This is a genomic window from Halorubrum sp. CGM4_25_10-8A (assembly GCF_005435025.1).
In the GTDB taxonomy this organism is placed as follows: domain Archaea; phylum Halobacteriota; class Halobacteria; order Halobacteriales; family Haloferacaceae; genus Halorubrum; species Halorubrum ezzemoulense.
The window spans coordinates 194,200-219,698 of record NZ_SGTX01000004.1; the positions used below are offsets into that span (position 1 = coordinate 194,200).

Here is a 25,499-nt window from a genome sequence, read left to right on the forward strand (position 1 = left end):
CATCTGATTCATCGCCATCAGACGAGACTACGCGGCTGTCGATGTGATCGACTGAGACTAGCCTAGCACGACGAAACCACCAACCACCCAAAGGACTTTACTCCGACTCCGTCACGTGTATCTCACGAACCACACGAAGGCGACGGCCCCCGTCACGCTGCGTGACGAACTCAAACCCGTCACTGGGGGTTCGGCTTATATACACCCGGCCGCCGTCCTGTCAATTTACTCCGTCAGAAAACGTGACGGGCGCGACGGGATTTGAACCCGCGGCATCTTGGTCCGGAACCAAGTGCTCTGTCCGCTGAGCTACGCGCCCTCACGAGCCGGTATCCGCGGCGAGCGTTTAACGCTTCTGACTCGGATCGTCGTCCGAGGCCCGCGGGTCAGTCTGCCACTCGAACGCTTCGCCCGTAGAGTCGGCGGCGGCGCCACCGGCGGACGCGCCGCCGTCGGTTCGGGCTCGGTCGGTCGTGTCGCTCTCGCCGTCGATCGCGCCCGCGGCGTCGAACAGGCGGCCGACGAACAGCAGTCCGGGGCGGCGCTCGACGACGACTCCCTCGACCTCCTCTTCGAGCGGATCGACGCCGCCGAGGAGTCGATCGTGGTCTTCGCCACCGAGGTCTCCGCGCAGTTCGACGTCGACCGCGACGGACCGGCGCTCCTCGACCGGCTCCTCGCGGCGATCCGGGGCGGCGTCGACGTCTCCGTACTCATCTCGCCGAGCGTGTTCGACGACGCGCGCGCCGCCGTCGACGAGGACCGGGCGACGCTGACGATCGCGCAGGGGCCCTTCGAGCTACGCGTCACCGAAGACGCGTACGGGAACTTCTATCTCATCGACGGCGAGGAAGTGTGCCTAGAGGTCGCCGACCCGCTTTCGCCCGACCGGCTGTTCGGCATGCTCGACCTCCGCGACCGGGGATTCGCGGCGCGCGTGAACGAGGGCTTCGAGGCCGCGTGGGCGGACGGGGCCGTCGTCGACGAGGTGTGACGCCCGCGGATCCGGCCGCTCGGGGGGTCGTCGGAGCGCGACCTGACCACCAGTCTGGACGGCCGCACCGGGTCCGGATGGATCGGGGCGTCCGTCGATTATCAAAACCAATTTCTCCGGCGCGCAGCTTTATCACCCCGCGTCCGTACCGTCGGTAGAACCCATAGTGACCTTCCGGCCATCCGACACGTCGACGCCCGACCGCGGCGGCGACGAGGGCGACGCCTCGGCGACGGATCCCCCCGAGACCGACGACGCAGAGCGGGCGGCTCGCGCGGAAACACGACCGGAGACCGTCAGAACGTGCGGCGCGCCCGCCGACCGGGAGTCGGGGACTCGCGACGGGGGGCCCCCGGACGGCGGCTCGGTCGAAGCGGACCGGTTCCTCCTCGCCGTCGCCGTGGACGGCGAGGTGTTGTTCGCCGGCCCGTCGGCGACGGACGTCGTTGGCGTCGAGCGCGACGCGCTCGTCGGGAGCGACCTCCTCGACCGCGTCCACCCGAGCGACCGCGACCCGGTGGCCGACGCGCTGTCGGCGGTCACGGCGAACCGGACGGTCACCCACCGCATCCGCCGCGCGAGCGGCGGGTACGCGTGGGTCGAGTCGATCGTCGAGGAGGAGCTCGCCCCGGAGTTCGACGGCCGGATCGTCACGGTCCGTCGAGTCGACGTCGACCGAACCTTCCCAGAGCGCTACCGGGCCTTCCTCGAGTACGGTAGCGACCTCGTCACCGTCGTCGACGGCGACGGCCTCGTCGTCTACGAGAGCCCCTCCATCGAGGAGGTGCTCGGCTACAAGCAGGGGTCGACCGTCGGGCGCTCCCCGCTCGGCTACGTCCACCCCGACGACCGCGAACGGGTGACGGAGCGGTTCTATCGCGCGCTCGACGAGCCGAACGCGGCGCCCACCCTGGAGTACCGCTACCGCACTGCCGACGGCGACTGGGTCTGGCTGGAGTCGCGGACGCGCTCGCTGCCGGCCGACAGCCCCGTCGGCGAACTGCTCGTCAACTCCCGCGACGTCACCGAGCGGAAGGCGCGCGAGCGGCGGCTCACCGACCGGAACGAGCGGCTCGACCGCTTCGCGAGCATCGTCTCGCACGACCTCCGGAACCCGCTGTCGGTGATCCGCGGCTCCATCGAGATGGCGCGGCTGCGCGGCGAGACGGAGCCCCTCGAACGCGGCGAGCGCGCCGTCGAACGGATCGACCAGCTCGTCTCGGAGCTGCTCACCCTCGCCCGGCAGGGGACCGGCATGGACGAGCCGACCGAGTTCGCGCTCGCGAGCGTCGCCCGCGACGCGTGGGAGACCGCCGCCGAGGGCGACGAGCGCGCAGAGCTGGTCGTCGCCGGCGACGCGCAGGTGTACGGCGACCGGGGGCGGATGCGGCAGGCCCTGGAGAACCTGTTCCGCAACGCGAGGGAGCACGGGACGCCGGGCGCGGCGGAAGCCGCGGTCGACGGTTGCGAGGACGTGCCGACAGACGGGGACGAGGAGGCGCCGGCGTCCGGCGACGACGCGCTCACCGTGCTCGTCACCGCCACCGACGAGGGGTTCCTCGTCGCGGACGACGGGGCCGGGATCGACCCCGAGGACCGCGGCTCCGTGTTCGAGTCCGGGTTCACGACCCGAGCCGACGGGACGGGGTACGGGCTCGACATCGTCCGCGAGATCGTCGAGTCCCACGGGTGGACGGTCGAACTCCGCTGCGACGCCGACGGCCCCGTCGGGCTCCCGGACGGGCGGCGGCTCCGGATCCCGGAGGGCGCGTGCTTCGAGGTGTGCGCCCCCGATCCGGCCGACACCGACCCCGAGGAGCCCTGGATCGATCGGTAGGGGGAGGACCCGGCGCGTTTATTCCTCGCGGCCGCCAATTCGGCCCGTGAGCGTCGCCGACCTGACGGTCCGGCAGGCCGAGCGCGCCGACCTCCTCGCGGTGGTCCGGATCGAGCGCGCCTGCTTCTCGGACCCGTGGCCGCACGACGCCTTCGAGCGACTGCTGGACGAGCCGGCGTTCCTCGTGGCGGAGCGTGAGGGCGCGGTCGTCGGGTTCGTCGTCGCCGACCGGACGCCGAACCACGGCCGGGACATCGGCCACGTCAAGGACCTGGCCGTCCACCCCGACGCCCGCGGCGAGGGGATCGGGCGGACCCTCCTCCGGTCGGCGCTGACGCGGCTCCGCGCGACCGGCGTCGCGGTCGTCCGCCTGGAGGTGCGCGAGGGGAACGACCCCGCCCGCTCGCTGTACGCCGACGAGGGGTTCGAACCGGTCCGGCGGGTCGGCGGCTACTACCGCGACGGCGAGGACGCGCTCGTGCTCGTCGTCGACCTCGCCGCGTGGGCCGGGCGAGCGGGGTCGGGCGGCGGCGACGGTGTAGAGTCGAGGTAACGCGCCGCACGCCTATCGGCTTGCGGCGCGGGGTTTGCCAAGGCTTAGTGTCCGGGAGGCCGACCCGATCGGTATGAGTTCGGTTCCCGAGCGGTCCGAGATCGACGCCGAGTACAAGTGGGACCTCGACGGCATCTACGCCGACGACGAGGCGTGGGAGGCCGCCTACGAGACGGTTTCCGACCGGATCGGCGAGCTGGCCGACTACGAGGGGCGCGCGACCGAGGACGCCGCGACCCTCCTCGAGCTCCTCGAACTGCGCGAGGAGATATTCCGCGAGCTCCAGCAGGTGATGACGTACGCCCGGCTCCGGAGCGCCGAGGACACGCGGAACCAGGAGTACCAGGCGATGTCGGCGAAGGCGTCTTCGCTCGGCTCCGAGGCGTCGAGCGCGATCTCGTATCTCGACCCCGAGATCCAGTCGCTGACCGAGGCGGACGTGGCGGACTTCGCCAACGACGAGCCCGGGCTCGCGGAGTACGAACACTACTTCGACGACGTGCTGCGCAAGAAGCCGCACACGCGGTCGAGCGAGGTCGAGGAGGTGCTCGCGGACCTCTCGGAGGTCACCGACGCGCCGAGCGAGATCTACTCGATGTTGACGAACGCCGACATGACCTACGGCGTCGTCGAGGACCCGGACGGCGAGGAGGTCGAGATCACGCAGGCGAACTTCACGAAGCTCCAGACCAACCCGGACCGCGAGTTCCGCGAGAGCGTCCACGAGACGTTCTACGACGAGTGGGCCGACGTGCGCAACGCGGTCGGCACGTCGCTGGAGAAGGCCGTCCGCGAACACGTCACGAGCGCCGAGATCCGCGACTACGACTCCGCGCGCGCCGCCGCGCTCGACGGTTCGAACGTCCCCGTCGAGGTGTACGACACGCTCGTCGACACCGTCGACGACAACCTCGACGTGCTTCACCGCCACGCCGACCTGAAGGCCGAGGCGCTCGGCGTCGACCGGCTACAGAGCCACGACCTCTACATGTCGCTGACGGGCGACCAGGGTCCGGACGTGGAGTACGAACAGGCCCGCGAGTGGGTGATCAAGGCGGTCGCGCCGCTGGGCGAGGAGTATCAGGAGCGACTGGCGGAGGGGCTCGACTCGCGGTGGGTCGACGTGTACGAGAACCGCGGGAAGCGCTCGGGCGCGTTCTCCTCGGGCACCTACGACACCCAGCCGTACATCATGATGAACTACCAGGACGACATCGCCTCGATGTACACGCTGGCCCACGAGCTCGGCCACTCGATGCACTCCGAGCTGGCGGGCGACGCGCAGCCGTGGCACGACGCGAGCTACGAGATATTCGTCGCGGAGATCGCGTCGACGGTCAACGAGACCCTGCTCACCCACCACCTGCTCGACACCGTCGAGGACGACGAGCTCCGCACCCACGTCCTCGACGAGTACCTCGAACGCTTCCGCTCGACCCTCTTCCGCCAGACGATGTTCGCGACGTTCGAACAGGAGATCCACGAGCGCGTGGAGGCCGGCGACGCGCTCACCCCCGACGCGTTCGACGAGATCTACGGCGACTTGAAGGGGGACTACTACGCGCCCGCCGAACTCACCGGCGGCATCGAGCGCGAGTGGCAGCGTATTCCGCACTTCTACTACGACTTCTACGTCTACCAGTACGCGACCGGCATCTCCGCCGCGGCCGCGATCGTCGAGCGCGTCCTCGACGAGGGCGACGAGGCCGCCGCCGACTACCGCGAGATGCTGCGGGCGGGCGGCTCCGACTACCCGCTCGACGTGGTCGAACTCGCCGGCATCGACATGGCCTCGCCCGACCCGATCGAGTCCGCCATCGGGATCTACGACGAGTACCTCGACGAGATCGCGGCGCTGCTCGACCTAGAGTAACGCCGACGCGCGGGAGTCGACTGATCCCTCCGACGGGCCGGCGCAGTCCGGCCCCCGAACGACCGAGCCGGCGGCCCAAAGCATATGATTCGCTCGGCCGAACCCGCCCGCCGGGAGGGACCGCAGGCTGCTCGTCGTCCCGGGTGTCCTCCTCCTGCTCGCCCTGATCGCGGACGTGAGGGTCGTCCGCTGGGAGGCGGCGCTCCGCGCGGGACCGGGGCTCGAACGACACCGGACCGTGAACGCGACCGGCCTCCCCGCGAGGTGCGCAGAGGCCGCCGTCGCCCTCGCCGACGGCGACGACGTCTCGATGCGGGGGTATCGGATCGCTCCCGGCTCCCTCGATCTCGTCGTCGAACCCACCTCCGCCTCCGGTCGGTGGGCGCTCGGCGACGCGAACTGCGCGGACCGCCTCGCCGGAGTCGACGACCTGCGCGTCGACGGCCGCTCGTACTGGGTGCTCGGTCAGTACTTGCGCGGGCGAGTTGACCGGACCGCGCTGTTCGGGCTGGCGCGGCTCGGGAGCGGAGTCGTGGGCGTCGGACTGCTCGCGGTCGGGCTCCTCGCGACCGTCGGTCGGGACTCCGAGTGACGGCGGTGGCCGGTTCCGACCGGCCGCTCACCGGGAACCACCGCCGCTCATCCTCCAATTTTATTAGCTGTCTGAGCAGTTACCGACGGTATGGAGTGGCACGAGCGTTCGGAGGCCGGGGCGGACACGCTGCGCCGACAGGCGGTTCGAATTCCGCTCCCCGACAGGGAGGCGGAACGGGACCTCCACGAGAACATGGCCCGGATCGCGGACGCCGGCGAGCGGAAGGCCCGGCTACTCGACGATCCGGACGTCCCGCTGACGGAGGTGTACGAGGACGAACTGGACGAGATGCGACAGAGCTTCGAGTACCGCTTACAGCAGGTCGCCGGCGAGGAGTACTACGACGTCGCGACCGCGTATCTCGACGGCGAACGCGACGACTGGATCGGAGCGCTCGCCGCGTACTACTTGGAGTGTTACTACCGCTTACAGGAACGCTACACTGTCGACGAACAGATATTCTTTCTGTTGATCCTCCGATACCCGGACTGTTTCACGGTGAACCTCAGTTTCCTCGGCGGTGAGATCAGCCGAGACGCGGTTCGGTACGAGTCCTCCGCGCTCGCGGACGCGGACCTCACGGAGCGTGGTCAGGAGCAGTACTACGCGGACAGCCAGTACTCCCAACACGAGGCCGCGGAGTACCTCCGCGAGAGCGTCGGCTGTATCCGCGAGGCGTTCCCGGACCCGGACGCGACCTCGGCCGAACGGTGGCAGTACGGCGGGTTCATCCATCTCACCGGACGGCAGGGGCCGACGTTCGCGGAGCTCCTCGACTCCTGGGCTCCGGACCCGGACCGGTTCGACGAGCCGGCCGCCACGCCCGATATCGTTCCGGAGGGGCCGGAGGCAAGACGAGCGAAGCGAACGCTCCTCACCGACGCCGAAGTGTTGATCTGACGGTCGCGGACCGGTCTCGACGGTCGGCGGCAACCGGGCGGACTCGTCGCGGCCCAGCTTGCGGGGACCGGTCCGACCGTCCCGGCACCGATTTACCGCTCCCCCGCGACACGAGTAATCATGGACGAACGCGTACGCGAGCACGCCGAGGTGCTTGTCGACTGGAGCGCGCGGATCGAGGCCGGCGACGACGTGGTTGTCAGCGTCGCGGAGGACGCCCACGAGCTGGGGGTCGCGGTCGCCGAAGCCCTCGGCGAGCGGGGCGCGAACGCCACGATGATGTACGGCTCCGCGGAGCTCTCCCGCGCCTATCTGAAAGGCGTCGAGGCCGGGACCGACGGCGATGTCGAGGCGGACGACTTCGACTCGGACCCCGCGGTCGAGCGCGCGATGTTCGAGGCCGCCGACGCCTACCTCCGAGTCGGGGGCGGGCGCAACACCACCGCGGTCGCGGACGTCGACCGCCCGACCCGGCAAGCGTACGCGAAGGCGCGGCAGGGCGTCCGCGAGGCGCGGATGGACACCGACTGGGTGTCGACGGTCCACCCGACGCGGAGCCTCGCCCAGCAGGCGGGGATGGCCTACGAGGAGTACCAAGAGTTCGTCTACGACGCCGTCCTCCGCGACTGGGAGTCCCTCGCCGACGAGATGGCCGAGATGAAGTCGGTCCTCGACGCGGGCGACGAGGTCCGGATCGTCACCGAGCGTGACGGCGCTCCCGACACCGACGTGACGATGTCGATCGCGGGCCGCACCGCGGTTAACTCCGCCGCCTCCGTCGCGTACGACTCGCACAACCTCCCTTCCGGTGAGGTGTTCACCGCGCCGTACGACACCGAGGGCGAGGTCTTCTTCGACGTGCCGATGACGATCGACGCGACGCGGGTCCGGAACGTTCACCTCGCGTTCGAGGGCGGCGAGGTCGTCGACTTCTCAGCGGAGTCCGGCGAGGAGGCAGTCGCGGACGTCCTCGACACCGACGACGGCGCGCGGCGGCTGGGCGAGCTCGGGATCGGGATGAACCGCGGCATCGACCGGTTCACCGACTCGATCCTCTTCGACGAGAAGATGGGCGACACCGTCCACCTCGCGGTCGGCCGCGCCTACGACGCCTGCCTGCCGGAGGGCGAGTCCGGCAACGACAGCGCGGTCCACGTCGACATGATCTCCGACGTGAGCGAGCGCTCCCGGATGGAGATCGACGGCGAGGTCGTCCAGCGGAACGGGACGTTCCGGTGGGAGGACGGCTTCGAGGCGGAGAACTGACCCTGTCAGAAACGGGGCAGCGAAGGGCGGACCGCGGCTATTCGGTCGCCGCCTCGATAGCCGCTTCGAGGTCGGCGACGATGTCGGCGGGATCCTCGATGCCGACGGAGAGGCGCACCATGTCTGGGGTGACGCCGGCAGCCTCCTGTTCCGCTTCGGTCAGCTGCTGGTGCGTTGTCGACGCCGGGTGGATGACGAGCGTCTTCGCGTCGCCGACGTTCGCGACGAGCGATGCGAGGTCGGCCTCCTCGACGGTCGCGCGAGCCGCCTCGTAGCCGGCCTCCAGCCCGAACGTGAGCATCCCGCCGTAGCCGCCTTCCAGGTACTCGCTCGCCTCCTCGTGGGTCTCGTGGCTCTCCAGCCCGGGGTAGTTCACCCACGCCACGTCGTCGTGGTCGTCGAGGTACTCGGCGACGATCCCCGCGTTCTCGCAGTGGCGGTCCATGCGCAGCGGGAGCGACTCCGTCTGCTGGAGCGTGTTCCACGCGTCGAACGGCGACTGCTGGTCGCCCAAGTCGCGCAGGCCGCGAGTGATCGCCGCGAAGGTGAACGCCGCGTCGCCGAACCGCTCGGCGAAGTTGATCCCGTGGTACGCGGGGTTGTCCTGCGCGATCTCGGGGTACTTCTCGGCGTGGTCGGCCCACGGGAACGAGCCGCCGTCGACGACGACGCCGCCGACCGTGGTGCCGTTGCCGGTGAGCCACTTCGTCGTCGACTCCCAGACGAGGTCGGCGCCGTGTTCGAGCGGCCGGCAGAGGTACGGCGTCGCGAACGTGTTGTCGACGAACAGCGGCACGCCGTGGTCGTGCGCGATGTCGGCGATCCGCTGGATGTCGGGCGTGACCAGGGCGGGGTTCCCGATCGTTTCGAGGTGGACGTACGCCGTGTCCTCGTCGATGGCCTCGGCGTACCCCTCGTAGTCGAGGGGGTCGACGAACCGCGTCGAGACGCCGCGGCGCTCGACGGAGTGAGTGAGGTAGGTGTAGGTGCCGCCGTACAGCGCCGACGAGGTGACGATGTTGTCGCCCGCCGAGGCGAGGAGGAACGTCGTCACGTCGAGCGAGGCCATGCCCGAGGCGGTCGCGACCGCGCCGACCCCGCCCTCAAGCGAGGCGATCCGCTCTTCGAGGGCGGCGTTGGTCGGGTTCATCAGCCGGGAGTAGACGTTGCCGGCCTCCTCCAAGCCGAACAGGTCCGCGGCGTGGTCGGCGTCGTCGAACTGATAGGCGGTCGTCTGGTAGATGGGCGTCGCGCGGGCGCCCGTCGCCGGGTCCGGGTCGGAGCCGGCGTGGACGCTTCGCGTGCTGAACTTCGGGCCGTCGTCCCCCTCGTCGGATGGCATGGATCTGTGTTCCGCTGCCGCGTAGTTAAAGCCGACCGGCCCACGCGGGCGTTTCCGGTATCTCTGAGATCGGCGGTCGAGCGCGTGCGAGGACGACGGCGGGAACGACGGATCGCGAGAGATGACGCGTCAGCGCGCGAACTCGTGGCAACCGTTAACAGCGTCGGGCCGTAACTTCCGGTATGGGAACACAAGGTCCGCGCGGCGATTCCGCCGAGCTGGAGGAGCTGCTGGGGGAGATCCCGGACGGGGTCTGGCAGTACCTCGCGCTCGGCGTCGCCCTCCTCGTCGCCGTCGCCCTCCTCGGGCAGAGCCTCGCGTTCGGCGTCGCGGCGCTGGCGGTGCTTTTGGCGGCCGTCACGGTCGTCAGCGCCGTCGAGATCGTCGACGCCTACGACAAGGAGGCGCTCACCGTCTTCGGCGAGTACCGCGAGCTGCTCGAACCGGGCGTCCACCTCATCCCCCCGTTCGTCTCGCGGACGTACGCGTTCGACATGCGGACCCAGACGATCGACGTGCCGAGCCAGTCGGCGATCACGCGGGACAACTCCCCCGTGACCGCCGACGCGGTCGTCTACATCAAGGTGATGGACGCGAAGAAGGCGTTCCTCGAAGTCGACGACTACAAGAACGCCGTCTCGAACCTCGCACAGACCACCCTCCGCGCCGTCATCGGCGACATGGAGCTCGACGACACGCTCTCGCAGCGGGAGCTGATCAACGACCGGATCAACGAGGAGTTAGACGAGCCCACCGACGAGTGGGGGATCCGCGTCGAGGCCGTCGAGGTCCGCGAGGTGAGCCCCTCACAGGAGGTCCAGCGCGCGATGGAGCAACAGACCGGCGCGGAGCGCCGCCGCCGCGCGATGATCCTCGAAGCGCAGGGTGAACGCCGCTCCGCGGTCGAGCAGGCCGAGGGTGACAAGCAGTCCAACATCATCCGCGCGCAGGGTGAAAAGCAGTCCCAGATCCTCGAAGCGCAGGGGGACGCCATCTCGACGGTCCTCCGCGCCCGCTCCGCCGAGTCGATGGGCGAACGCGCCATCATCGAGCGCGGCATGGAGACCCTAGAGGAGATCGGGAAAGGCGAGTCCACCACCTTCGTCCTCCCGCAGGAGCTCACCAGCCTCGTCGGCCGCTACGGCAAGGCCCTCTCCGGCTCCGACGTTCAGCAGATGGAGGGGTTAGAGGGCAAGGAGTTCGACGAGGAGACGGAGAAGCTGCTCGGGTTGGAAGACATCGAGAGCGCCCTCGAACAGATCGACACCGTGGCCGACGACGACCTCCGCACCGACGAGACCCGGGACGGGGACGCGGCCCGCGACGTCGACCTCGCCAAGCAGGAGGCGGCGACCCGCGAGGCCGACCGCGACATCGAACTGGAGGCCGAAAGCGAGCGGCCGAGCGACTGAGACGCGCGGGCGATCGTGAGCCGGGTCAGGGCCGCCAGCGGTCCGGGTCGACCGCCCAGAGGAGGGCGACTGCGACCGCGCCGCCGACTCCTCCCGTGACCAACGAGAGGGGGTCGGACGCCCCCGCCGCGAGCGCCGCGAGCAGCAGGACGGAGCCGGCGAGGAGGGCGACGGTGTCTTCGGTTGTCGTCGCGCGGACCACCGGCGCCACGGCGCCGCCGACGGCCGCACCGGCGGCGATCCGCGCGGGCGGACCGGCTGTGAGGGCGGCGTGTGCCGCCGGGTTCGTCGCCGTCGCGGGGGCCGATCCGGGCGCCGCGACGAGGCCGACGCCGAACGCGAGCGCGGCGACGGCGCCGAACGCGGGCGCGACCAGCGCCGCGCGGGCGGAGCCGTCGCCCCCGGTCGCGGCGGCCGCGCCGCCGACGAGCAGGACCGACCCGGCCGCGAGGAGCGCGGGGGCGGCGAGCGACGAGAGAGGAGCGGGTGCGGTCAGTGCGATTCCGTCGGCCGCGGACGAGGAGGGGACGAACGCCGGCGCGACCGTTCCCGCGAGACCGATCGCGGCGACGCCGACGACGAGGAGGGCCGAACCGAGGAGTCGACTGCGGAGTGACATGCGTGACCGGAAGCGTCCCGGCCACAAAACGATCGCGGGACCGAGCCGGGATCGCGGCGGAGGGGGGCCCGACCGTCACACCGTGATGCCGGCGCGCTCGTCGCCGATGGCGACGATCACGCGCTCCGGGGGGCCGCGCTCGTCCGCGAGGCGCAACAGGAGCGTCTTGACGACCGGCTCGTCGGCGTCGATCTCGCCGCGGACGCCGCCTTGGTCGACGGCGATCCGAAGCGAGTGGTCGCCGGTGCGGCTGATCCCGCCGAGCCGGAGGCGGACCTCGGGCGCGGTGAGCCGCTGGGCGATCACTAAGATCGCGTCGCCCCCGTCGTCGACGAAGTCGGTGCGCTCGACGAACGCGCGGGACTCGGTCGCGTCGGGTTTGAGCGCGCCGCGGGCCGCGGCGGCGGACCGGAAGGAAGCGGCGTGAGTCGGTAGCTCCTCCGGGCGCGCGAGGACGCTGCGCGCGTCGACCATCGGGTTGCCGTCGACGTACCGGCTCCGCACGCCGAGGTCGCGCGGCGTCGAGGCGGCCACGTCGTGGAGGCGGTCGACGCACCCGGCGGTGGCGACCGCGAGCGCTCCGGAGACGACAGCACGACGGTACACGGGCGAGAGTGTGGCACAGCGACGTAAAAACCCCGCCGCCACGGTGACGCGGGCTGAGAATCGGGCGCTACTCGTCGATCATCGGCGCGGGCACGCCCTCGTCGCCGCCGTCGATCTCGAAGGCGCGGCGCAGCTCCGCGATCCGGTCGCGGATGTCGGCCGCCAGCTCGAACTCGAGGTTGCTCGCGGCCTCGTCCATGCGGTCCTCGAGGGCCTCGATCTGGGCTTTCGCCTCGGCTTCGCTCTCCACGTCGCCGACGCTGACCGACGAGGTGTCCGTCTTCGAGCCGGGGAGGTTCGTCTCGCTGACCGGCTTGTCGATGGTGGTCGCCTCGTAGCCGTGCTCGGCGTTGTACTCCAGTTGGATCTCGCGCCGGCGCTGGGTCTCCTCGATCGCCGCCTCCATCGAGTCGGTCACCTCGTCAGCGTAGAGGACGACCTCGCCGTTGACGTTGCGCGCGGCCCGCCCCATGGTCTGGACGAGCGTCGTGGTGGAGCGGAGGAACCCCTCTTGGTCGGCGTCGAGGATGGCGACGAGGCTCACCTCCGGGATGTCGAGCCCCTCGCGGAGCAGGTTGATCCCGACGAGCACGTCGATGTTGCCCAGGCGGAGGTCGCGGATGATCTCGTGGCGTTCGAGGGTGTCGGTCTCGTCGTGCATGTACGCCACGTCGACGCCCGCTTCCTCGAGGTACTCCGTGAGGTCCTCGGCCATCCGCTTGGTGAGCGTGGTGACGAGGACGCGCTCGTCGCGCTCGATCCGGTCGTCGACGCGCTCGAGGAGGTCGTCGACCTGCCCGGTGGCCCCCGTCACCTCCACCTTCGGATCGACGAGGTGGGTCGGCCGGACGATCTGCTCGACGATCCGGTCGGAGGTCTCGCGCTCGTAGTCGCCCGGCGTCGCGGAGACGTAGAGGGTGCGGTCCGTCTTCTCCTCGAACTCCTCGAACGTCAGGGGGCGGTTGTCGTAGGCGGTCGGGAGCCGGAACCCGTTCTCGACGAGCGAGTCCTTCCGCGACTTGTCCCCCTCGTACTGCCCTTTGATCTGCGGGATCGTCTGGTGGGACTCGTCGACGACGGTGAGGAAGTCGTCGGGGAAGTAGTCCAGCAGGGTGTAGGGGGCGTCGCCGGACTCGCGGTCGTCCATGTGGACCGAGTAGTTCTCGATCCCGGAGCAGTAGCCCGCCTCCCGCAGCATCTCGATGTCGAAGGTGGTCCGCTCCTCGATGCGCTGGGCGGCCACGAGGTCGCCCTGCCGCTCGAAGTAGCTCACCCGCTTCTCCATCAGGTCCTCGATCTCCGCGATCGCCTGTTCGAGCTTGTCGTCCGGGATCGAGTAGTGCTCCGCCGGGTGGAGCATCACCGCGGGCTCCTCGGAGACGACCTCGCCGTGCATCGGGTCCACCTTGATCATCCGGTCGATCTCCTCGCCCCACAGCTCGACGCGCACCGCGTAGCGCCCGTACATCGGGTATATCTCGACGGTGTCGCCCCGGACGCGGAACGTCCCCTGCGTGAAGTCCACGTCGTTGCGCTCGTAGTTCAGGTCGACGAGCCGGGTGAGCAGCTCCTCGCGGCCGACCTCCTCGCCGACCTCCAGGCGGAGCGCCATGTCGCGGTAGTTCCCCGGGTCGCCTAGCCCGTAGATGGCCGAGACGCTCGCGACGACGATCACGTCGTCGCGGGTCAGCAGGGAGCGCGTCGCGGAGTGGCGCAGGCGGTCGATCTCCTCGTTTATCGACATCTCCTTGTCGATGAACGTGTCCGTCTGCTCGACGTACGCCTCCGGCTGGTAGTAGTCGTAGTAGGAGACGAAGTACTCGACGGCGTTGTCCGGGAACAGCTCGCGGAACTCCTCGTACAACTGGGCCGCGAGCGTCTTGTTGTGGGCGAGAACGAGAGTGGGCTGGTCCAACTCCTCGGCGACCCACGAGACGGTGTTGGTCTTCCCGGACCCCGTCACGCCGAGCAGCGTCTGCTTTGTCGCGCCCGACTCGTACCCCTCGACGAGTTGCTCGATCGCCTCGGGCTGGTCGCCCGCGGGCTCGAACGGGGCGTCGACGCGGAGCGGGCGGTCGACGGTCGGGCGGTCCTCCGAGAGGGGGGAGTCGGCGTCGCTCACGATACGCGTCGTTGGGCGGCGAGCCACTTGAGCGGCGCGGCTACGTCGGTGACTGCGACGAAACCGGTTCCGCGCGGACGGTTCCGCTCGGGGAAAAACCGATTACTGATCCGGCGGAACACCCGGTCGTGTCCCTCCTCACTCCCCCCGTCGCCTTCGGCGCCGCCCTAGTGCTGTTCGTCTGGCTCGCATCCGGCGTCTGGGTGAACCTCGACGCGCACGCCCGCGGAAGTGACTATCCGGCCGTCTGGGGCGTCTTCGCACCGCTCTCGGGAATTGTGCTGCTCTACTACCTGCTGTGGTGGCGCCGCGGACGGTCCCGCGAGTACCCGCCGTCGCGGTGGGAGCGGGCCACCGCGATCGTCGCCGTCGCCGGTCCCGCGGGGCTGGTCGTCGGGAGCCTCGTCTCGCCGCCCGATCCGATCTCCCAGCTGACCGTCTGGCCGGTCGCGTTCGCCGGCTGCCTCCCCGTCGCGTACTGGGTGGTCGGAAGAAGATTCGACGCGACCGGCGACTCGTATATAAGCGGTTGGTAACGAATCGGCGACGAACACCGCCAAAGCCCCAGCCGCGAGGGCGCAGTACGCTCGTTGCGCTCCTCGGTCGCTCACTCCGTTCGCTCCCTGCGGTGCTTACGTCGTCATCAGAACGCTCCGCGTTCTGATTGGCTCATGAGAGCTTCGCTCTCCTGAACGCCTACTGCGCCCTCGCGGCAGCGTGGCGCTACGCGCCACGGGCAGCCGGCGGCTTCGCCGCCGGCGACTACCCCTTTGGGTCCCACCCCGCACGGCACCGCGCCTCACACCTCCCCAGCCTCGTCGGTCGCCGTCGCTTCGCTCGGCGACCGACTCCCTCGCGCGTGCGGTTCGCGGCCTGCCGGCCGCTCACCGGCACGCGCCACCGCATCTGTTTATAACCAGTCTCGCGTCGCCACCAGTCCCGCCCCTCCGGACGAAAACGTTTCCCCCTGTCCGCGCGACGCTCCCCGTATGCGCATCGCCGTCCCCAACAAGGGCCGCCTGCACGAGCCGACGCTCTCGCTGTTGGAGCGCGCGGGGCTCCACGTCGAGGAGACCGCCGACCGCCAGCTGTACGCCGACACCGTCGACGAGGACGTGACGGTGCTGTTCGCGCGGGCGGCCGACATCCCCGAGTACGTCCGCGACGGCGCGGCCGACCTCGGCGTCACCGGCCTCGATCAGGCGGCCGAGTCCGGCGGCGTCGTCGACGCCGCGAGCGCGGCGGCCGAGGGCGACCTCGTCGACCTGCTCGATCTGGGCTACGGTTCCTGTCGGCTCGTCCTCGCCGCGCCCGAGGCCGGCGGGGTGTCGGCGGTCGAGGACCTAGCGGACAGGACGGTCGCGACCGAGTTTCCGAACGTCACCCGCGACTACCTCGACCGCGTGGGCGTCGACGCCGACGTGGTCACGGTGACGGGCGCGACGGAGCTGACCCCGCACGTCGACATGGCGGACGCCATCGTCGACATCACCTCGACGGGGACGACGCTGAAAGTGAACCGGCTGGCGGTGATCGACGACGTGCTCGACTCCTCCGTCCGGCTGTTCGCGCGCCCCGACGTGGTCGACGACGCGAAGGTCGAGCAGGTCGTGACCGCCTTCGAGTCCGTCCTCGCCGCGGACGGCCGTCGCTACCTGATGATGAACGCGCCGAAAGAGCGGCTCGACGCAGTGAAGGACGTGATCCCCGGGCTCGGCGGCCCGACCGTGATGGACGTCGAGGCCGACGAGAACGGCAACGGGATGGTGGCGGTCCACGCCGTCGTCGACGAGCGCGACGTGTTCGAGACGATCTCGGAGCTCCGGTCGGTCGGCGCGACCGGCATCCTCGTCACGGAAATCGAGCGCCTCGTGGAGTGAGCGAGAGGCGAAGCGGTCAGTCCCCCGCGTCGTCGCCCTCGCCGATCAGCCGCTCTTTCTCGGCGCGCGACAGCGACTTGACCCCGTACTCCCGCGACATCGCCGCCGACTTCGAGTCGAACGACTCGACGTGGCGGAGGGTGACGGGGGTCCGCCCGCGGGTGTACTTCGCGCCCTCGCCGGCGTCGTGTTCGGCGACGCGCCGCTCGACGTCGGTCGTGTACCCGGTGTAGAGGGTGCCGTCGGCGCACTCGATGACGTACACGTGGTGGTCGGCCACGGTCGGCCGTCCGAGCGCGAGCGGCAAGTGTGTGCGGGTGTGCCCGGAGGGGCAGGCGAACGGAGCAGTCGCTCCCCGTGCGCTCGTCCTTCGATCGGCGTTTCGCCGGTCAGTCCCCGGTTCGAGTCCGCTCGCGAGACACCTCTGCGATGCCCGCGTTCGCGGAGCACTTCGGGCACGCGTTCAGGTCGCCGCGTTCGTCCGCGAAGACGCGAGCGAAGCGGTCCGAGACGTGCGACCCGCAGTGGTCACAGCGTGGCATGTGATGCCGACGTGCGTCGGCAACTACCATACGGGCTCGACGAACTAATACCCTTTTTCGACCCAGTCGGCTGCCGGTATACGGTCGGTTAACCGAGTCCGGATGTCGCCGGATCTCCTCGCTCGATCCCCCCGCTCACTCGGCGCGCGCGGCGTCGACCGCGCGGGCGATCAGCCCGGCCTGCGCGCCGGCGACGAACCCGGCGTCGACGTTGACGGTCGTCAGCACGGAGCACGACTGGAGCGCCCCCTCCAAAGCCGCCACTCCCTCGCCGCCGACGCCGTAGCCGGTCGAGACGGGGAGCGCGATCACGGGGGCGTCGACGAGGCCGGCGACGACCGTCGGGAGCGCCCCCTCGCGACCCGCCGCGACCACGACGGCGTCCGCCTCGCGGACCCGGTCGGCCTGGTCCACGATCCGGTCGAGGTTGGCGACGCCGACGTCGTCGACCCGGTCGACGGTCGCCCCGATCTCGCGGGCGACGACCGCGGCCTCGCCGGCGACGGGCGCGTCCGCGGTGCCGGCGGCCACGACCGCGACCGCGGCGTCGAGCGAGGGGAGTTCGAAGTCGGCCGCGTGCGCGACGACGGTCCCGGTCCGATCGTCGCGCTCGACCGTCGCGTCCGGTCCCACGTCGCCGACCGCCGACGCCACCGCGGCCGCCGTCGCCTCGTCCGCCCGCGTCACGAGCGCCCGGCCGGTGGTGTCGAGCGCCGTCGTCGCCAGGGCGGCGACCTCCGCGGGTGTCTTCCCCTCCGCGAGGATCGCCTCCGGGATCCCGCGGCGTCGCTCGCGGGCGGCGTCGAAGCGCCCCGCGTCCGTGGTCGCGTAGCCCGCGAGCCGCGACTCCGCCTCCTCGATGCCGATCTCACCCGCCTCCAGCGCCGCTAACGTCTCTCGCATGGGGCGTCGTCGGGGGCGGCCTCGGTCGAAGCTGTCGGTTCGAGCCGGGCGCGCCGCGCGCGAGGTCGAGCCGGGGTCGAAGCGCGTTCGCGAGCGTCACGCGACGACGCGCGCTCCGTCCGGACCGCGCTCGGAGCGGGGTCGGGCCGCGTTTCGCGTCGTGCTCGCGGCGGGGCGGAGACGAGAATCTCACAAGACTTATACGCGCTTGTACTCGCGGCCTCCCGCGAACGGGCCGCACGGCGCCCCTCGCGGTCGAATTCAGGAACTCTTATTAACCATCACCGGGTAAGCCCGATCGCATGGCAGACCTCATTGTCAAAGCGGCCGTCAAGGAAGCCCTGGACGACAAGAACGTCGCTTCGGACTTCTACGACGCGCTGGACGACGAAGTGGACGAGCTGCTCGAAGACGCCGCGCGCCGCGCCGAGGCCAACGACCGGAAGACGGTCCAGCCGCGCGACCTCTAAGACGGAACTCGTTTCCGTTCCATTTTATTTGCGTGCCGCCCGCCGAGCGGCCGCGCTGCGGGGCGTCGCCCGGAGATATCAGACCGACTCGATCCGGACGCCGGACTCGGTTCCGACATGTATCTCGTCGGTCATCCCGACGAACAGCCCGTGCTCGACGACGCCCGGAACCTCGGCCAGCGTCGCCGACAGGGCGACCGGGTCGGCGATCTCGCCGAACGCGCAGTCGAGCACGAGGTTCCCGTTGTCAGTCACCACCGGACCGTCCTTCCGCTCCGCGCGCCGCAGCGTCGGCTCGCCGTCGGCCTCCCGGACGGCCGCGGCGACGGCGGTCCGTCCCGATGGCAGCACCTCGACCGGGACCGGCCGGTCCAGCCGCGGCGACTCCTTCGAGGGGTCCGCGACGACGAGGAAGCGGTCGGCCGCGGCGTCGACCAACTTCTCGCGGGCGTGAGCCGCGCCGCCGCCCTTTATCAGAGCCCCGCCGGTGTCGGGGGCGCCGCCCCCGTCGACGCCGGTCGCCACCTGGTCCGCGCCGTCGATGGCGAGGTCGATACCCGGGCCGTCGAGACCGACCGCCTCGGGGAGGTCGAGGCAGGGAATCCCCGCCCCGACCGCGAGTTCGCGGCTCGCGAACGAGGTCGGGACGCCCCGGACGTCGAGGCCGGCGTCGACCCGGTCCCCGAGCCGCCGGATCGCGTGCGCCGCCGTCGACCCCGTCCCCAGTCCGACCACGTCGCCGTGGGTGACGGCCTCGGCCGCCGACTCGCCGGCGCGCCGCTTCATCGCGTCGCTCCCGCCGCTCGTCTTCATGCGACGAGGTGCGGGCGGAGCTATTGAAAAGGCGTCGGCGGTTCGCTCCGACCGCGCGACCGCCGAAGTGTATTACTCGCGACGCGATCAGTCGGAAGTGTGTCCTCGGCAACCGCTGTCCTCCCGCTGTTCGGCCTGACGCTCCTCGGTGCGATGTTCGTGACCGCGGCGCTTCAGTCGCGCGGTCGACTCCCCTTCGCGGTCCCCGAAGGCGCGTACGTCGCCGTCTCGGTCGGAGCCGTCTCCGTCGTCGCGCAGTCCCTCGTCGGGTCGGACCGAGAGACCGTCGCGATCCTCGCCGTCGGGGCCCTCGCGTGGGCGACTGGGTACGAGACGGCGCGCGGTGACGACGAGAGGTAGGTCGCCGCCTACTCCAACCGGTCCAAGACGGCCTCCGCGTCGTAGGCCAAGGAGAGTTCGCGGGAGCGGCCGCGGCCGTCGACGTCGGCGTACTCCGCGTCGATCACGCCGAGCTGGTCGAGCTTGTTGATGATCTCCGAGTAGCGGGTGTAGCCGAGCCCCGTCGCGTCGTTGAACGCGTCGTACACCGCGCCGGCGCGCTCGCCGTCGTGCTCGGCGAGGACGCGGACGAGGTCACGCTCGGAGTCGGAGAGCCCGCGCAGCGACCGCGAGAGGTGGACGTGCTTCGACTTGTCGTACGCGTCCTCAACGTCCTCCTTCGAGACGGTCTTCGAGGCGCGCATCTCCGCGTTGAGCCCGGCCCGGCGCAGGAGGTCGATCCCGACCCGGAGGTCGCCGCTCTCGGCCGTGAGGTCGGCGACCCGCTCCAGTTCGGCGTCACCGATGACGCCCTCGTGGAAGCCGCGCTTGGCGCGCTCGGCGAGGATGTCGTAGATCTCGGTCGCGTCGTAGACGGGGAAGTACACCTCCTCGGGCCGGAAGACCGACTGGACACGGGTGTCGAGGTCGTCGATCACGTCGAGCCCGAGGTCCGAGGAAACGACGATGACGCCGATCTTCGCGCCGGAGTGCGCCTCGTGGGCGCGGAGGAGCGAGTACAGCGTGTCGGAGGCCTCGTTCTCGTAGAAGAGGTAGTTCACGTCGTCCAAGGCGACGACGAGCACCTCGTCCTCCTCGACGAGGCGGTCGGTGATCTGGCCGAACAACTTCTTAAACGAGATGCCCGACGACGGGGGTTCGTACTCGAAGATCCCCTCGAACAGCCGGGAGAACACCGCGTAGCGCGTGGAGTCGACCTGGCAGTTGACGCGGACCGTCCGCACCTCGGTCCGGGCGCCGAGCTCGCCGAAGAGCTTCTGGACCGCGGTGGTCTTGCCGGTTCCCGGCGGTCCGCGAACCATCGTGTTGAGCGGGCGGGAGCCGCGAACCGCGGGGCGGAGCGCGTACTTGAGGTTCTCCAGTTGGCTCTCGCGGTGGCGGAACGTCTCGGGGACGTGGTCGATCTCGAACACCGACTCGTCGCGGAACACCGACTCGTCCCACGAGAGCATGTCCCCGCCGTCCCCGGTCATGCGAGTACCACGAGAGGCCGCGCACTTAACCGTTGCCCGGCGTCGGGGCGGAACTGAAACTTGTCGCGCCAGCGTCGGATAAGAGCGATTCCGCCGATCGGTCGTTCACTCTCGGTCCGCCGGGCTTCCGGCCGCGTCGGCCGAGATGTCCGCCGGGTCCGCCTCGCCTCCCGCGTCCGCCTCGCGGCGCAACACCAGCACGTGGCGCGTCAGCGACCGGTGAACCCGGCGCTCGAACGCCGCGTCGACGGTCCACCCGGCGTCGCGGGCGGGGCCGCGCCAGTCGCGGTCGGCGATCAGCACCGCGCGCGGCGCGACCCGGGCCGCCTCCGCAAGCGCGCCCGCGACGAGGTCGGCCAGCTCGTGGCGCGCGATCTTCGACTGTCGGCCGTAGGGGGCGTCGAACGCGACCCCGTCGACGGCGTCGTCGGGAAGCGGGAGCGCGGTCGCGTCGCCGCGGGCGACGTGCCAGTCGGGGGAGGGAGCGTCGGCGTCGGCGGCGAGGTATGCGCGGAAGTTCCGCCGCGCGCCGTCGGCCATCTTCGCCTGCGCGTCGCAGGCGACCGCGTCGGCGCCGACGAGGCCCGCTTCGAGGGGGAGACCGCCGGTGCCGCACATGGGATCGAGCAGGGTCCGCCCGGGGGCGGCGCCCGCGAGGTTGGCGTAGGCGCGGGCGTCGACCGGGGCCATGCTCCCCGGCTGGAAGAAGGGGCGGTCGGTGGGGTCCGGCGCGAAGTCGCGGGCGGCCTCGGCGGCGACCCACCCGAGCGCGCACAGGTCCGCGTCGCCGCCGTCCGCGCCGGCCACCGCGTCGTGTTCGGCGCGCGGGCCGGCGGCGAAGAGCGCGCGGAGGACGTGGTCGGGGTCGTCGAGGTCGACGTCGAACCCGCGGTCGACGAGGACGCTCCCGAGTTCGCGCTCGACCGCCTCGGTGGAGACTCCCGACGTTCCCCGGACGTCGCGGGCGCGGACCGCCACGCTTCCGGAGCGGTCGAGCGGCGCGGCGCGGAGCGCGGCGACCGCGGCGTCGACGTCGGCGTCCGTCCGCGCGACCGCATCGTGGGCGGCGCGCGTGTACGCGAGGCGCCGGACGTGCGCGCCGTCGATCCCGCCGGTCCGAGCGATCCCCGGCGCGAGGAGGTCGACGCCGGTCGCCGCGGTCGCCGCTTCGCGGGCGGCGAAGGCGTCGGTCTCGCCGGCGAGTTCGAGCCAGTACACGCCGACCGCTCCGCGCGGCGACGACAATAGCGTGGCGGTTCCGACCAGCCACCTTTTTAAGTCGTTCGGGCGAGGATGGAGGTAATGAGGGCCGACCCGAAGGAGACGATCACCGTCGAAAACGTCGTCGCTTCCACGGGGATCGGGCAGGAACTCGATCTCCAGAGCGTCGCGATGGACCTCGAGGGCGCCGACTACGACCCCGAGCAGTTCCCCGGGCTCGTCTACCGCACCACGGACCCGAAGTCGGCCGCCCTGATCTTCCGCTCCGGGAAGATCGTCTGTACGGGCGCGAACTCGGTCGAGGCGGTCCACGAGAGCCTCGACATCGTGTTCGCGGAGCTCCGCGCGCTCCAGATCCCGATCGAGGACCCGGAGGTCACCGTCCAGAACATCGTCACGTCGGCCGACCTCGGCGAGAGCCTGAACCTGAACGCGATCGCGATCGGGCTCGGCTTGGAACACATCGAGTACGAGCCGGAGCAGTTCCCCGGGCTCGTCTACCGGCTCGACGAGCCGGAGGTCGTCGCGCTGCTCTTCGGCAGCGGGAAAGTGGTCGTCACCGGCGGCACGAGCCCCGCCGACGCCGAGGCAGCCGTCGACGTGATCGTCGAGGAGCTGAACGGCCTCGGGCTGTTGGACTGACGCGGCGAGCCCGCGATCGAGACGGGGCCGCGATGCGGCGACACCGCGACCGCGTTCCGCGATCACTTTTACCCGTCGCCGCGTATGGCGACCATGCTCTTACAGACGGTGACGCCGGTCTCCGTGCTCGGGACGACCGTCCTGTTGGCGCTGTTCCTCTGTCTCACCGCGCACGTCGCGGCCCGGAACGTCCTCGGCGACGCCGACCCGCGGCGGGCCCTCTACATCGGCCCGCTGCCCGCGGTGATCAGCGTCGCCGGCAACGGGCTCGAACTCCCCGGGGGGCTCATCCTCCTCGCGGCGCTCCTCGTCGACGGGACGATGTTCTGGTGGAGCTACGAGCAGCCGCGGCGGGCGGTCGCCGCGATGACGCTGATCCACGCCGTGGTCACGACGCTGCTGGCCGGGCTCCTGATCCTGGTCTCGATCCTGCTCGCGTCGATGCCCGGATAGGACGGCCGGAAGTGACGTCGAGGCGAGCGCCCGGGAGCGAGACCGCGCGCCCGCGTCACGGCGACGGCGGCGGGCCGTCGTACGCGTCGTGGTCCCGATAGAAGTTCAGCATCGCGAACTTCAGCTTCGCGGGGTCGACGTCGAGCAGCTCCTCGCGCTCCTCGGGCGGGAACGCGGACCGGACCGAGTACTTCCCCATGTCGGCGGTCGTGTAGCGCCGGTCCGCGAGGATCCGGACGCCGTAGTCGTCGGGGCCGCGGATCACTCGGCCGAGCGCCTGTCGCGTCTTGCGGATCGTCGGGACCTCGACCGCGTACGTCCACCCCGGGTCGCGGGCGCGGTCGCGGTCCGCGAACGCGCGGTCGTAGGCGTCCTGGACCGCCTCCGTGCGGTCCGAGAGGTGCGGGTACGGGACGCCCACGACGACGACCGTCCGGGCGTCGTCGCCGTCGAAGCTCACGCCCTCGCCGAGCGTCCCCCACAGCGAGGTGAACAGCGCGGCGCCGTCGCTCTCGACGAACTCGCTGCGGAGCCGCTCCTCGTCCTCGCCCGGCCCGTCGAGGTGGATCGGACCGAGGTCGACAGCGTCCGCCGCGGCGCCGCCGGCGGCGCTTCCGCCCCCGCTCGGCCCAGCGAGCCGCTCGTGGTAGCGCTCGGCCTCGGCGTACGACGGGAAGAAGGCGAGCGTGTTGCCCGGGGTAAAGCGGATTGCGTCGCGGAGCAGCGACGACACGGCCTCCTGCGTCTCCGGGTCGTTTCGGTCGGCGGCGAACAGCGGCGGCACGTCGGCGGCGAACGTCCGGCGGTTCGCCTCGGGGTACCCCATCTCGTAGGCCATCGAGGCGACGTCCTCCAGCCCCAGCACGTCCTCGGTCACGTCGAACGGGCGCAGCGTCGCGCTCATCAGGACCGAGGCGGCCACCTCGTCGAACAGCTCGCTCGTGACGCTCCGCGGGATACAGGTGTACAGCTCCGCCCGGCCGTACACCTCGTCGGTGCCGCCGTCGCGCCGGACGGAGAGCACGGGATACTGGCCGAACTCCGCGCCCTCGTCCATCCACGTCGAGACGAACCGGGCGGCCGCGAGCGTCTGCGACTCCGACCGGGTGGTCGCCTCCCCGTCCCGGTAGCGGCGCTCGTACTCCTCGTCTATCGCCTGGCCGAGCTGGACGGCGAGCTCGGTCTCCGCGTCGATCCCCGTCCCCTCGTAGTTGCGGAGAAACGCGAGCGTGAGGTCGTCGCGGCGGTCGTCGTTGGCGACCGCAATGTCCTCCCAGTTCTCCGTCACGGACTCGGAGCCGCCGAAGCCGAGCGCGTCCTCGTACGTCTCGACGAGGGCGTCGCGGAAGGCGCGGAGGACGTTCTCGGCGGGCTCCGCGCGGGAGTCGTCGCTGTCGGCCACCTCGTCTAAGGCGGCGTCGAGCGTGTTCTCCGTCAGCGTTCGGGTGGCGTGGTCGCGGGCGGCGTTCTCGATGTTGTGCGCTTCGTCGAACACGGTGATTATCTCGCACGGGTCGCGGTCGATCCACCGGAAGAACTGCTCGCGGATGTTCGGGTCGAGCAGGTGGTGGTAGTTACAAACGACCAGGTCGACCCCCTCCATCCCCTTCTTCAGCAGCTCGTAGCCGCACAGCGCGCGCTCGTCGGCGTACTCGTACACGTCGTCGGGGGTGCGGACGTCCTCGAAGAGCCACCCGAAGAAGTCGTCCGTGTCGCGGGTGAGATTGTTGCGGTAGTGTTCGCAGACGTTCGCGGCGTCGTACTCCTCCATCTCCGCCTCCAGCTCGTCGAGTTCGTCCATGACCGACTCGCGGGCCTCGGCGGCGCCCGTATCGCCCTCGCGGCTCTCGGCCAGCAGCTCGCGCTGTCGCGACTCCAGCTCGCGGACCTCGCTCTCCGTCTCGACCATCTCGCGGGTGGTGTCGCGGAGGGTCTGACACTCCTGGTAGTCGACGTCGATGTGGCACATCGACGACTTCCCCTTGAACACGACCGCGCGGATGGGTTCTTCGCGCGTGATCGCGCGGGCGTCCTCGACGAACTGCCGCATCTGCTGGTGGACGTTGGTCGTGATGACGACCGTGCGGTCGTGCTCGCGCGCGTGTTCCAGCGCGGGCACGAGCGCCGAGAGGGTCTTCCCGGTCCCGGGCGCCCCCTCGAACAGCACGTCCTGTCCGCGGTCCAGCGCGTTGGCGACCCGGTCCATCGCCTCGCGCTGGTTCGGGTACGGCTCCTCGTACGGGAAGAACCGCAGGTGCGGCGACTCTGACACGGGGCGGAGTTCGGCGGCGTCGGCTAAAAGGGGTCGGGTGGCGGGGCGGAAGTGGTCCGGGCCGGCGGGGTCGCCGGACGACCGCGACGCGACCGGCCGCGACGCACCCGCCTTTTTAACGCCCGGCCGCGACCACTCCCGACAACGAATGTTCGACGAGATCCTCGAGAAGTTCGAGGGGTCACCCAGCCAGCAGGCGGTGATCCGGCTGTTCTTGGAGCGCGGCTTCTCCGTCAACGAGGAGGGGCGGGTCGTCTCCGGCGGGATCGAGATCCCCTACACCGGCATCGCGCGCGAGCTCGACGTGGACCGGCGCGTCGTGGACTCGACGACCGACGCGATCCTGGCCGACCCCGAGCTGAAGCGCATCTTCACCAACATCTCGTCGGTCCCGAGCCTGATGGACCTCGCCCCGGTCCTCGACCTGACGGTGCTCACCATCGAGGTCGCGGCCGCCGACGAGGCCGGGATCGTCGCCGAGGTGACGGGGATCCTGGCCGACCGCGGCGTCTCGATCCGGCAGGTGCTGAGCGAGGACCCCGAGTTCACCGACGACCCGAAGCTGTACGTGATCACCGACGCCGAGCTGTCGGGCGACCTGCTCGTGGAGATCCGCGACCTCGGGTACGTCCGCCGCGTCGGCTTCTGAGGACCCGACCGCCGGGTCGCCCCTGACCCCTCGACCAGTTTC

At 70.6% G+C, this 25,499-nt stretch carries 26 protein-coding genes and 1 tRNA gene; 15 read left to right on the top strand and 12 right to left on the bottom strand.

All coding sequences use genetic code 11. From position 1 onward, the window contains the following. Positions 1-246 precede the first annotated feature (246 nt). A tRNA-Arg gene (locus tag EXE52_RS06865) sits at positions 247-319 on the bottom strand. Between EXE52_RS06865 and EXE52_RS18470 the strand changes: the two genes are divergently transcribed. From EXE52_RS18470 to EXE52_RS06905, 7 genes are all read left to right on the top strand, one after another. Continuing rightward, positions 293-994 (top strand): TrmB family transcriptional regulator, encoded by a 702-nt coding sequence (locus EXE52_RS18470; RefSeq protein WP_167373084.1) that lies wholly within the window; start codon positions 293-295, stop codon positions 992-994. The two genes, EXE52_RS06865 and EXE52_RS18470, sit on opposite strands and share 27 nt — an antisense overlap. A gap of 166 nt (positions 995-1,160) precedes the next feature. Continuing rightward, positions 1,161-2,831, top strand: coding sequence for a PAS domain-containing protein (locus EXE52_RS06880; RefSeq protein WP_137703580.1), 1,671 nt, complete (start codon positions 1,161-1,163; stop codon positions 2,829-2,831). 46 nt (positions 2,832-2,877) lie between these two features. Next, on the top strand, positions 2,878-3,384 hold the full coding sequence (gene rimI, locus EXE52_RS06885) for a ribosomal protein S18-alanine N-acetyltransferase (RefSeq protein ID WP_094580426.1): 507 nt from the start codon (positions 2,878-2,880) through the stop codon (positions 3,382-3,384). 73 nt (positions 3,385-3,457) lie between these two features. Beyond that, positions 3,458-5,257: an oligoendopeptidase F gene (gene pepF, locus EXE52_RS06890; protein ID WP_137703581.1), complete on the top strand. Its 1,800-nt coding sequence runs from the start codon at positions 3,458-3,460 to the stop codon at positions 5,255-5,257. Between the two features lie 175 nt (positions 5,258-5,432). Further along, positions 5,433-5,849: a hypothetical protein gene (locus tag EXE52_RS06895; RefSeq protein ID WP_241988213.1), complete on the top strand. Its 417-nt coding sequence runs from the start codon at positions 5,433-5,435 to the stop codon at positions 5,847-5,849. A 90-nt stretch (positions 5,850-5,939) separates the two neighbouring features. Beyond that, positions 5,940-6,752: a hypothetical protein gene (locus EXE52_RS06900; RefSeq protein WP_049933354.1), complete on the top strand. Its 813-nt coding sequence runs from the start codon at positions 5,940-5,942 to the stop codon at positions 6,750-6,752. A gap of 120 nt (positions 6,753-6,872) precedes the next feature. After that, on the top strand, positions 6,873-8,018 hold the full coding sequence (locus EXE52_RS06905; RefSeq protein WP_049933352.1) for an aminopeptidase: 1,146 nt from the start codon (positions 6,873-6,875) through the stop codon (positions 8,016-8,018). Between the two features lie 37 nt (positions 8,019-8,055). On the opposite strand, the gene EXE52_RS06910 is transcribed toward EXE52_RS06905, so the two are convergent. Next, positions 8,056-9,360 carry an O-acetylhomoserine aminocarboxypropyltransferase/cysteine synthase family protein gene (locus tag EXE52_RS06910; RefSeq protein WP_049933351.1) on the bottom strand — a complete coding sequence of 435 codons (1,305 nt, stop codon included), beginning with the start codon at positions 9,358-9,360 and terminating at the stop codon, positions 8,056-8,058. 182 nt (positions 9,361-9,542) lie between these two features. Here EXE52_RS06910 and EXE52_RS06915 point away from each other — a divergent pair, with 182 nt between their 5' ends. After that, complete coding sequence (locus EXE52_RS06915; RefSeq protein ID WP_085682503.1) at positions 9,543-10,772, top strand: SPFH domain-containing protein; 1,230 nt, start codon at positions 9,543-9,545, stop codon at positions 10,770-10,772. Positions 10,773-10,797: 25 nt separating this feature from the next. On the opposite strand, the gene EXE52_RS06920 is transcribed toward EXE52_RS06915, so the two are convergent. The 3 genes from EXE52_RS06920 to uvrB all read right to left on the bottom strand — a co-directional run bounded on the left by EXE52_RS06920 (position 10,798) and on the right by uvrB (position 14,119). Further along, a complete protein-coding gene (locus EXE52_RS06920) occupies positions 10,798-11,391 on the bottom strand; it encodes a hypothetical protein (RefSeq protein WP_049932141.1) in 594 nt (197 codons plus the stop codon). Between the two features lie 75 nt (positions 11,392-11,466). Next, a complete protein-coding gene (locus tag EXE52_RS06925) occupies positions 11,467-11,997 on the bottom strand; it encodes a hypothetical protein (RefSeq protein ID WP_086216333.1) in 531 nt (176 codons plus the stop codon). A 67-nt stretch (positions 11,998-12,064) separates the two neighbouring features. Continuing rightward, positions 12,065-14,119 carry an excinuclease ABC subunit UvrB gene (uvrB, locus tag EXE52_RS06930; protein ID WP_086216334.1) on the bottom strand — a complete coding sequence of 685 codons (2,055 nt, stop codon included), beginning with the start codon at positions 14,117-14,119 and terminating at the stop codon, positions 12,065-12,067. 128 nt (positions 14,120-14,247) lie between these two features. Between uvrB and EXE52_RS06935 the strand changes: the two genes are divergently transcribed. Both EXE52_RS06935 and hisG read left to right on the top strand, forming a co-directional pair. Continuing rightward, on the top strand, positions 14,248-14,655 hold the full coding sequence (locus EXE52_RS06935) for a hypothetical protein (RefSeq protein WP_137692112.1): 408 nt from the start codon (positions 14,248-14,250) through the stop codon (positions 14,653-14,655). A 453-nt stretch (positions 14,656-15,108) separates the two neighbouring features. Continuing rightward, positions 15,109-15,999: an ATP phosphoribosyltransferase gene (hisG, locus tag EXE52_RS06940; protein ID WP_137703582.1), complete on the top strand. Its 891-nt coding sequence runs from the start codon at positions 15,109-15,111 to the stop codon at positions 15,997-15,999. A gap of 16 nt (positions 16,000-16,015) precedes the next feature. Here the strand turns inward: hisG and EXE52_RS06945 are convergent, their stop codons facing one another. From EXE52_RS06945 to larB, 3 genes are all read right to left on the bottom strand, one after another. Next, positions 16,016-16,279 (bottom strand): GIY-YIG nuclease family protein, encoded by a 264-nt coding sequence (locus EXE52_RS06945; RefSeq protein ID WP_137703583.1) that lies wholly within the window; start codon positions 16,277-16,279, stop codon positions 16,016-16,018. Between the two features lie 109 nt (positions 16,280-16,388). Next, entirely contained in the window at positions 16,389-16,541 is a 153-nt protein-coding gene (locus EXE52_RS18475; RefSeq protein WP_008440770.1) for a hypothetical protein, read from the bottom strand. Between the two features lie 135 nt (positions 16,542-16,676). Further along, positions 16,677-17,444, bottom strand: coding sequence for a nickel pincer cofactor biosynthesis protein LarB (larB, locus tag EXE52_RS06950; RefSeq protein ID WP_094494219.1), 768 nt, complete (start codon positions 17,442-17,444; stop codon positions 16,677-16,679). 302 nt (positions 17,445-17,746) lie between these two features. Between larB and EXE52_RS06955 the strand changes: the two genes are divergently transcribed. Continuing rightward, positions 17,747-17,914 (top strand): DUF1931 family protein, encoded by a 168-nt coding sequence (locus tag EXE52_RS06955; RefSeq protein ID WP_004047560.1) that lies wholly within the window; start codon positions 17,747-17,749, stop codon positions 17,912-17,914. Positions 17,915-17,992: 78 nt separating this feature from the next. Here the strand turns inward: EXE52_RS06955 and rpiA are convergent, their stop codons facing one another. Further along, positions 17,993-18,727, bottom strand: a complete 735-nt coding sequence (gene rpiA, locus EXE52_RS06960; protein ID WP_086216847.1) for a ribose-5-phosphate isomerase RpiA — start codon at positions 18,725-18,727, stop codon at positions 17,993-17,995. A gap of 99 nt (positions 18,728-18,826) precedes the next feature. Between rpiA and EXE52_RS06965 the strand changes: the two genes are divergently transcribed. After that, positions 18,827-19,087, top strand: a complete 261-nt coding sequence (locus EXE52_RS06965) for a hypothetical protein (protein WP_049932131.1) — start codon at positions 18,827-18,829, stop codon at positions 19,085-19,087. A gap of 8 nt (positions 19,088-19,095) precedes the next feature. Here the strand turns inward: EXE52_RS06965 and EXE52_RS06970 are convergent, their stop codons facing one another. Beyond that, positions 19,096-20,220 carry an ORC1-type DNA replication protein gene (locus EXE52_RS06970; protein ID WP_137703584.1) on the bottom strand — a complete coding sequence of 375 codons (1,125 nt, stop codon included), beginning with the start codon at positions 20,218-20,220 and terminating at the stop codon, positions 19,096-19,098. A 105-nt stretch (positions 20,221-20,325) separates the two neighbouring features. After that, positions 20,326-21,438 carry a TIGR01177 family methyltransferase gene (locus tag EXE52_RS06975; protein WP_241988214.1) on the bottom strand — a complete coding sequence of 371 codons (1,113 nt, stop codon included), beginning with the start codon at positions 21,436-21,438 and terminating at the stop codon, positions 20,326-20,328. An 84-nt stretch (positions 21,439-21,522) separates the two neighbouring features. Between EXE52_RS06975 and EXE52_RS06980 the strand changes: the two genes are divergently transcribed. Then, the gene (locus EXE52_RS06980) at positions 21,523-22,083 is read left to right on the top strand and encodes a TATA-box-binding protein (RefSeq protein WP_049932128.1); all 561 of its coding nucleotides are present in this window, start codon (positions 21,523-21,525) and stop codon (positions 22,081-22,083) included. A gap of 93 nt (positions 22,084-22,176) precedes the next feature. Next, positions 22,177-22,536 (top strand): hypothetical protein, encoded by a 360-nt coding sequence (locus EXE52_RS06985; RefSeq protein ID WP_049932127.1) that lies wholly within the window; start codon positions 22,177-22,179, stop codon positions 22,534-22,536. A 55-nt stretch (positions 22,537-22,591) separates the two neighbouring features. Here EXE52_RS06985 and EXE52_RS06990 read toward each other — a convergent pair whose 3' ends face one another. Further along, positions 22,592-24,808: an ATP-dependent DNA helicase gene (locus EXE52_RS06990; RefSeq protein WP_137703585.1), complete on the bottom strand. Its 2,217-nt coding sequence runs from the start codon at positions 24,806-24,808 to the stop codon at positions 22,592-22,594. 148 nt (positions 24,809-24,956) lie between these two features. On the opposite strand from EXE52_RS06990, the gene EXE52_RS06995 reads away from it, so the two are divergent. Then, on the top strand, positions 24,957-25,457 hold the full coding sequence (locus tag EXE52_RS06995) for an ACT domain-containing protein (protein ID WP_089308480.1): 501 nt from the start codon (positions 24,957-24,959) through the stop codon (positions 25,455-25,457). The last annotated feature ends 42 nt before the right edge of the window (positions 25,458-25,499 follow it).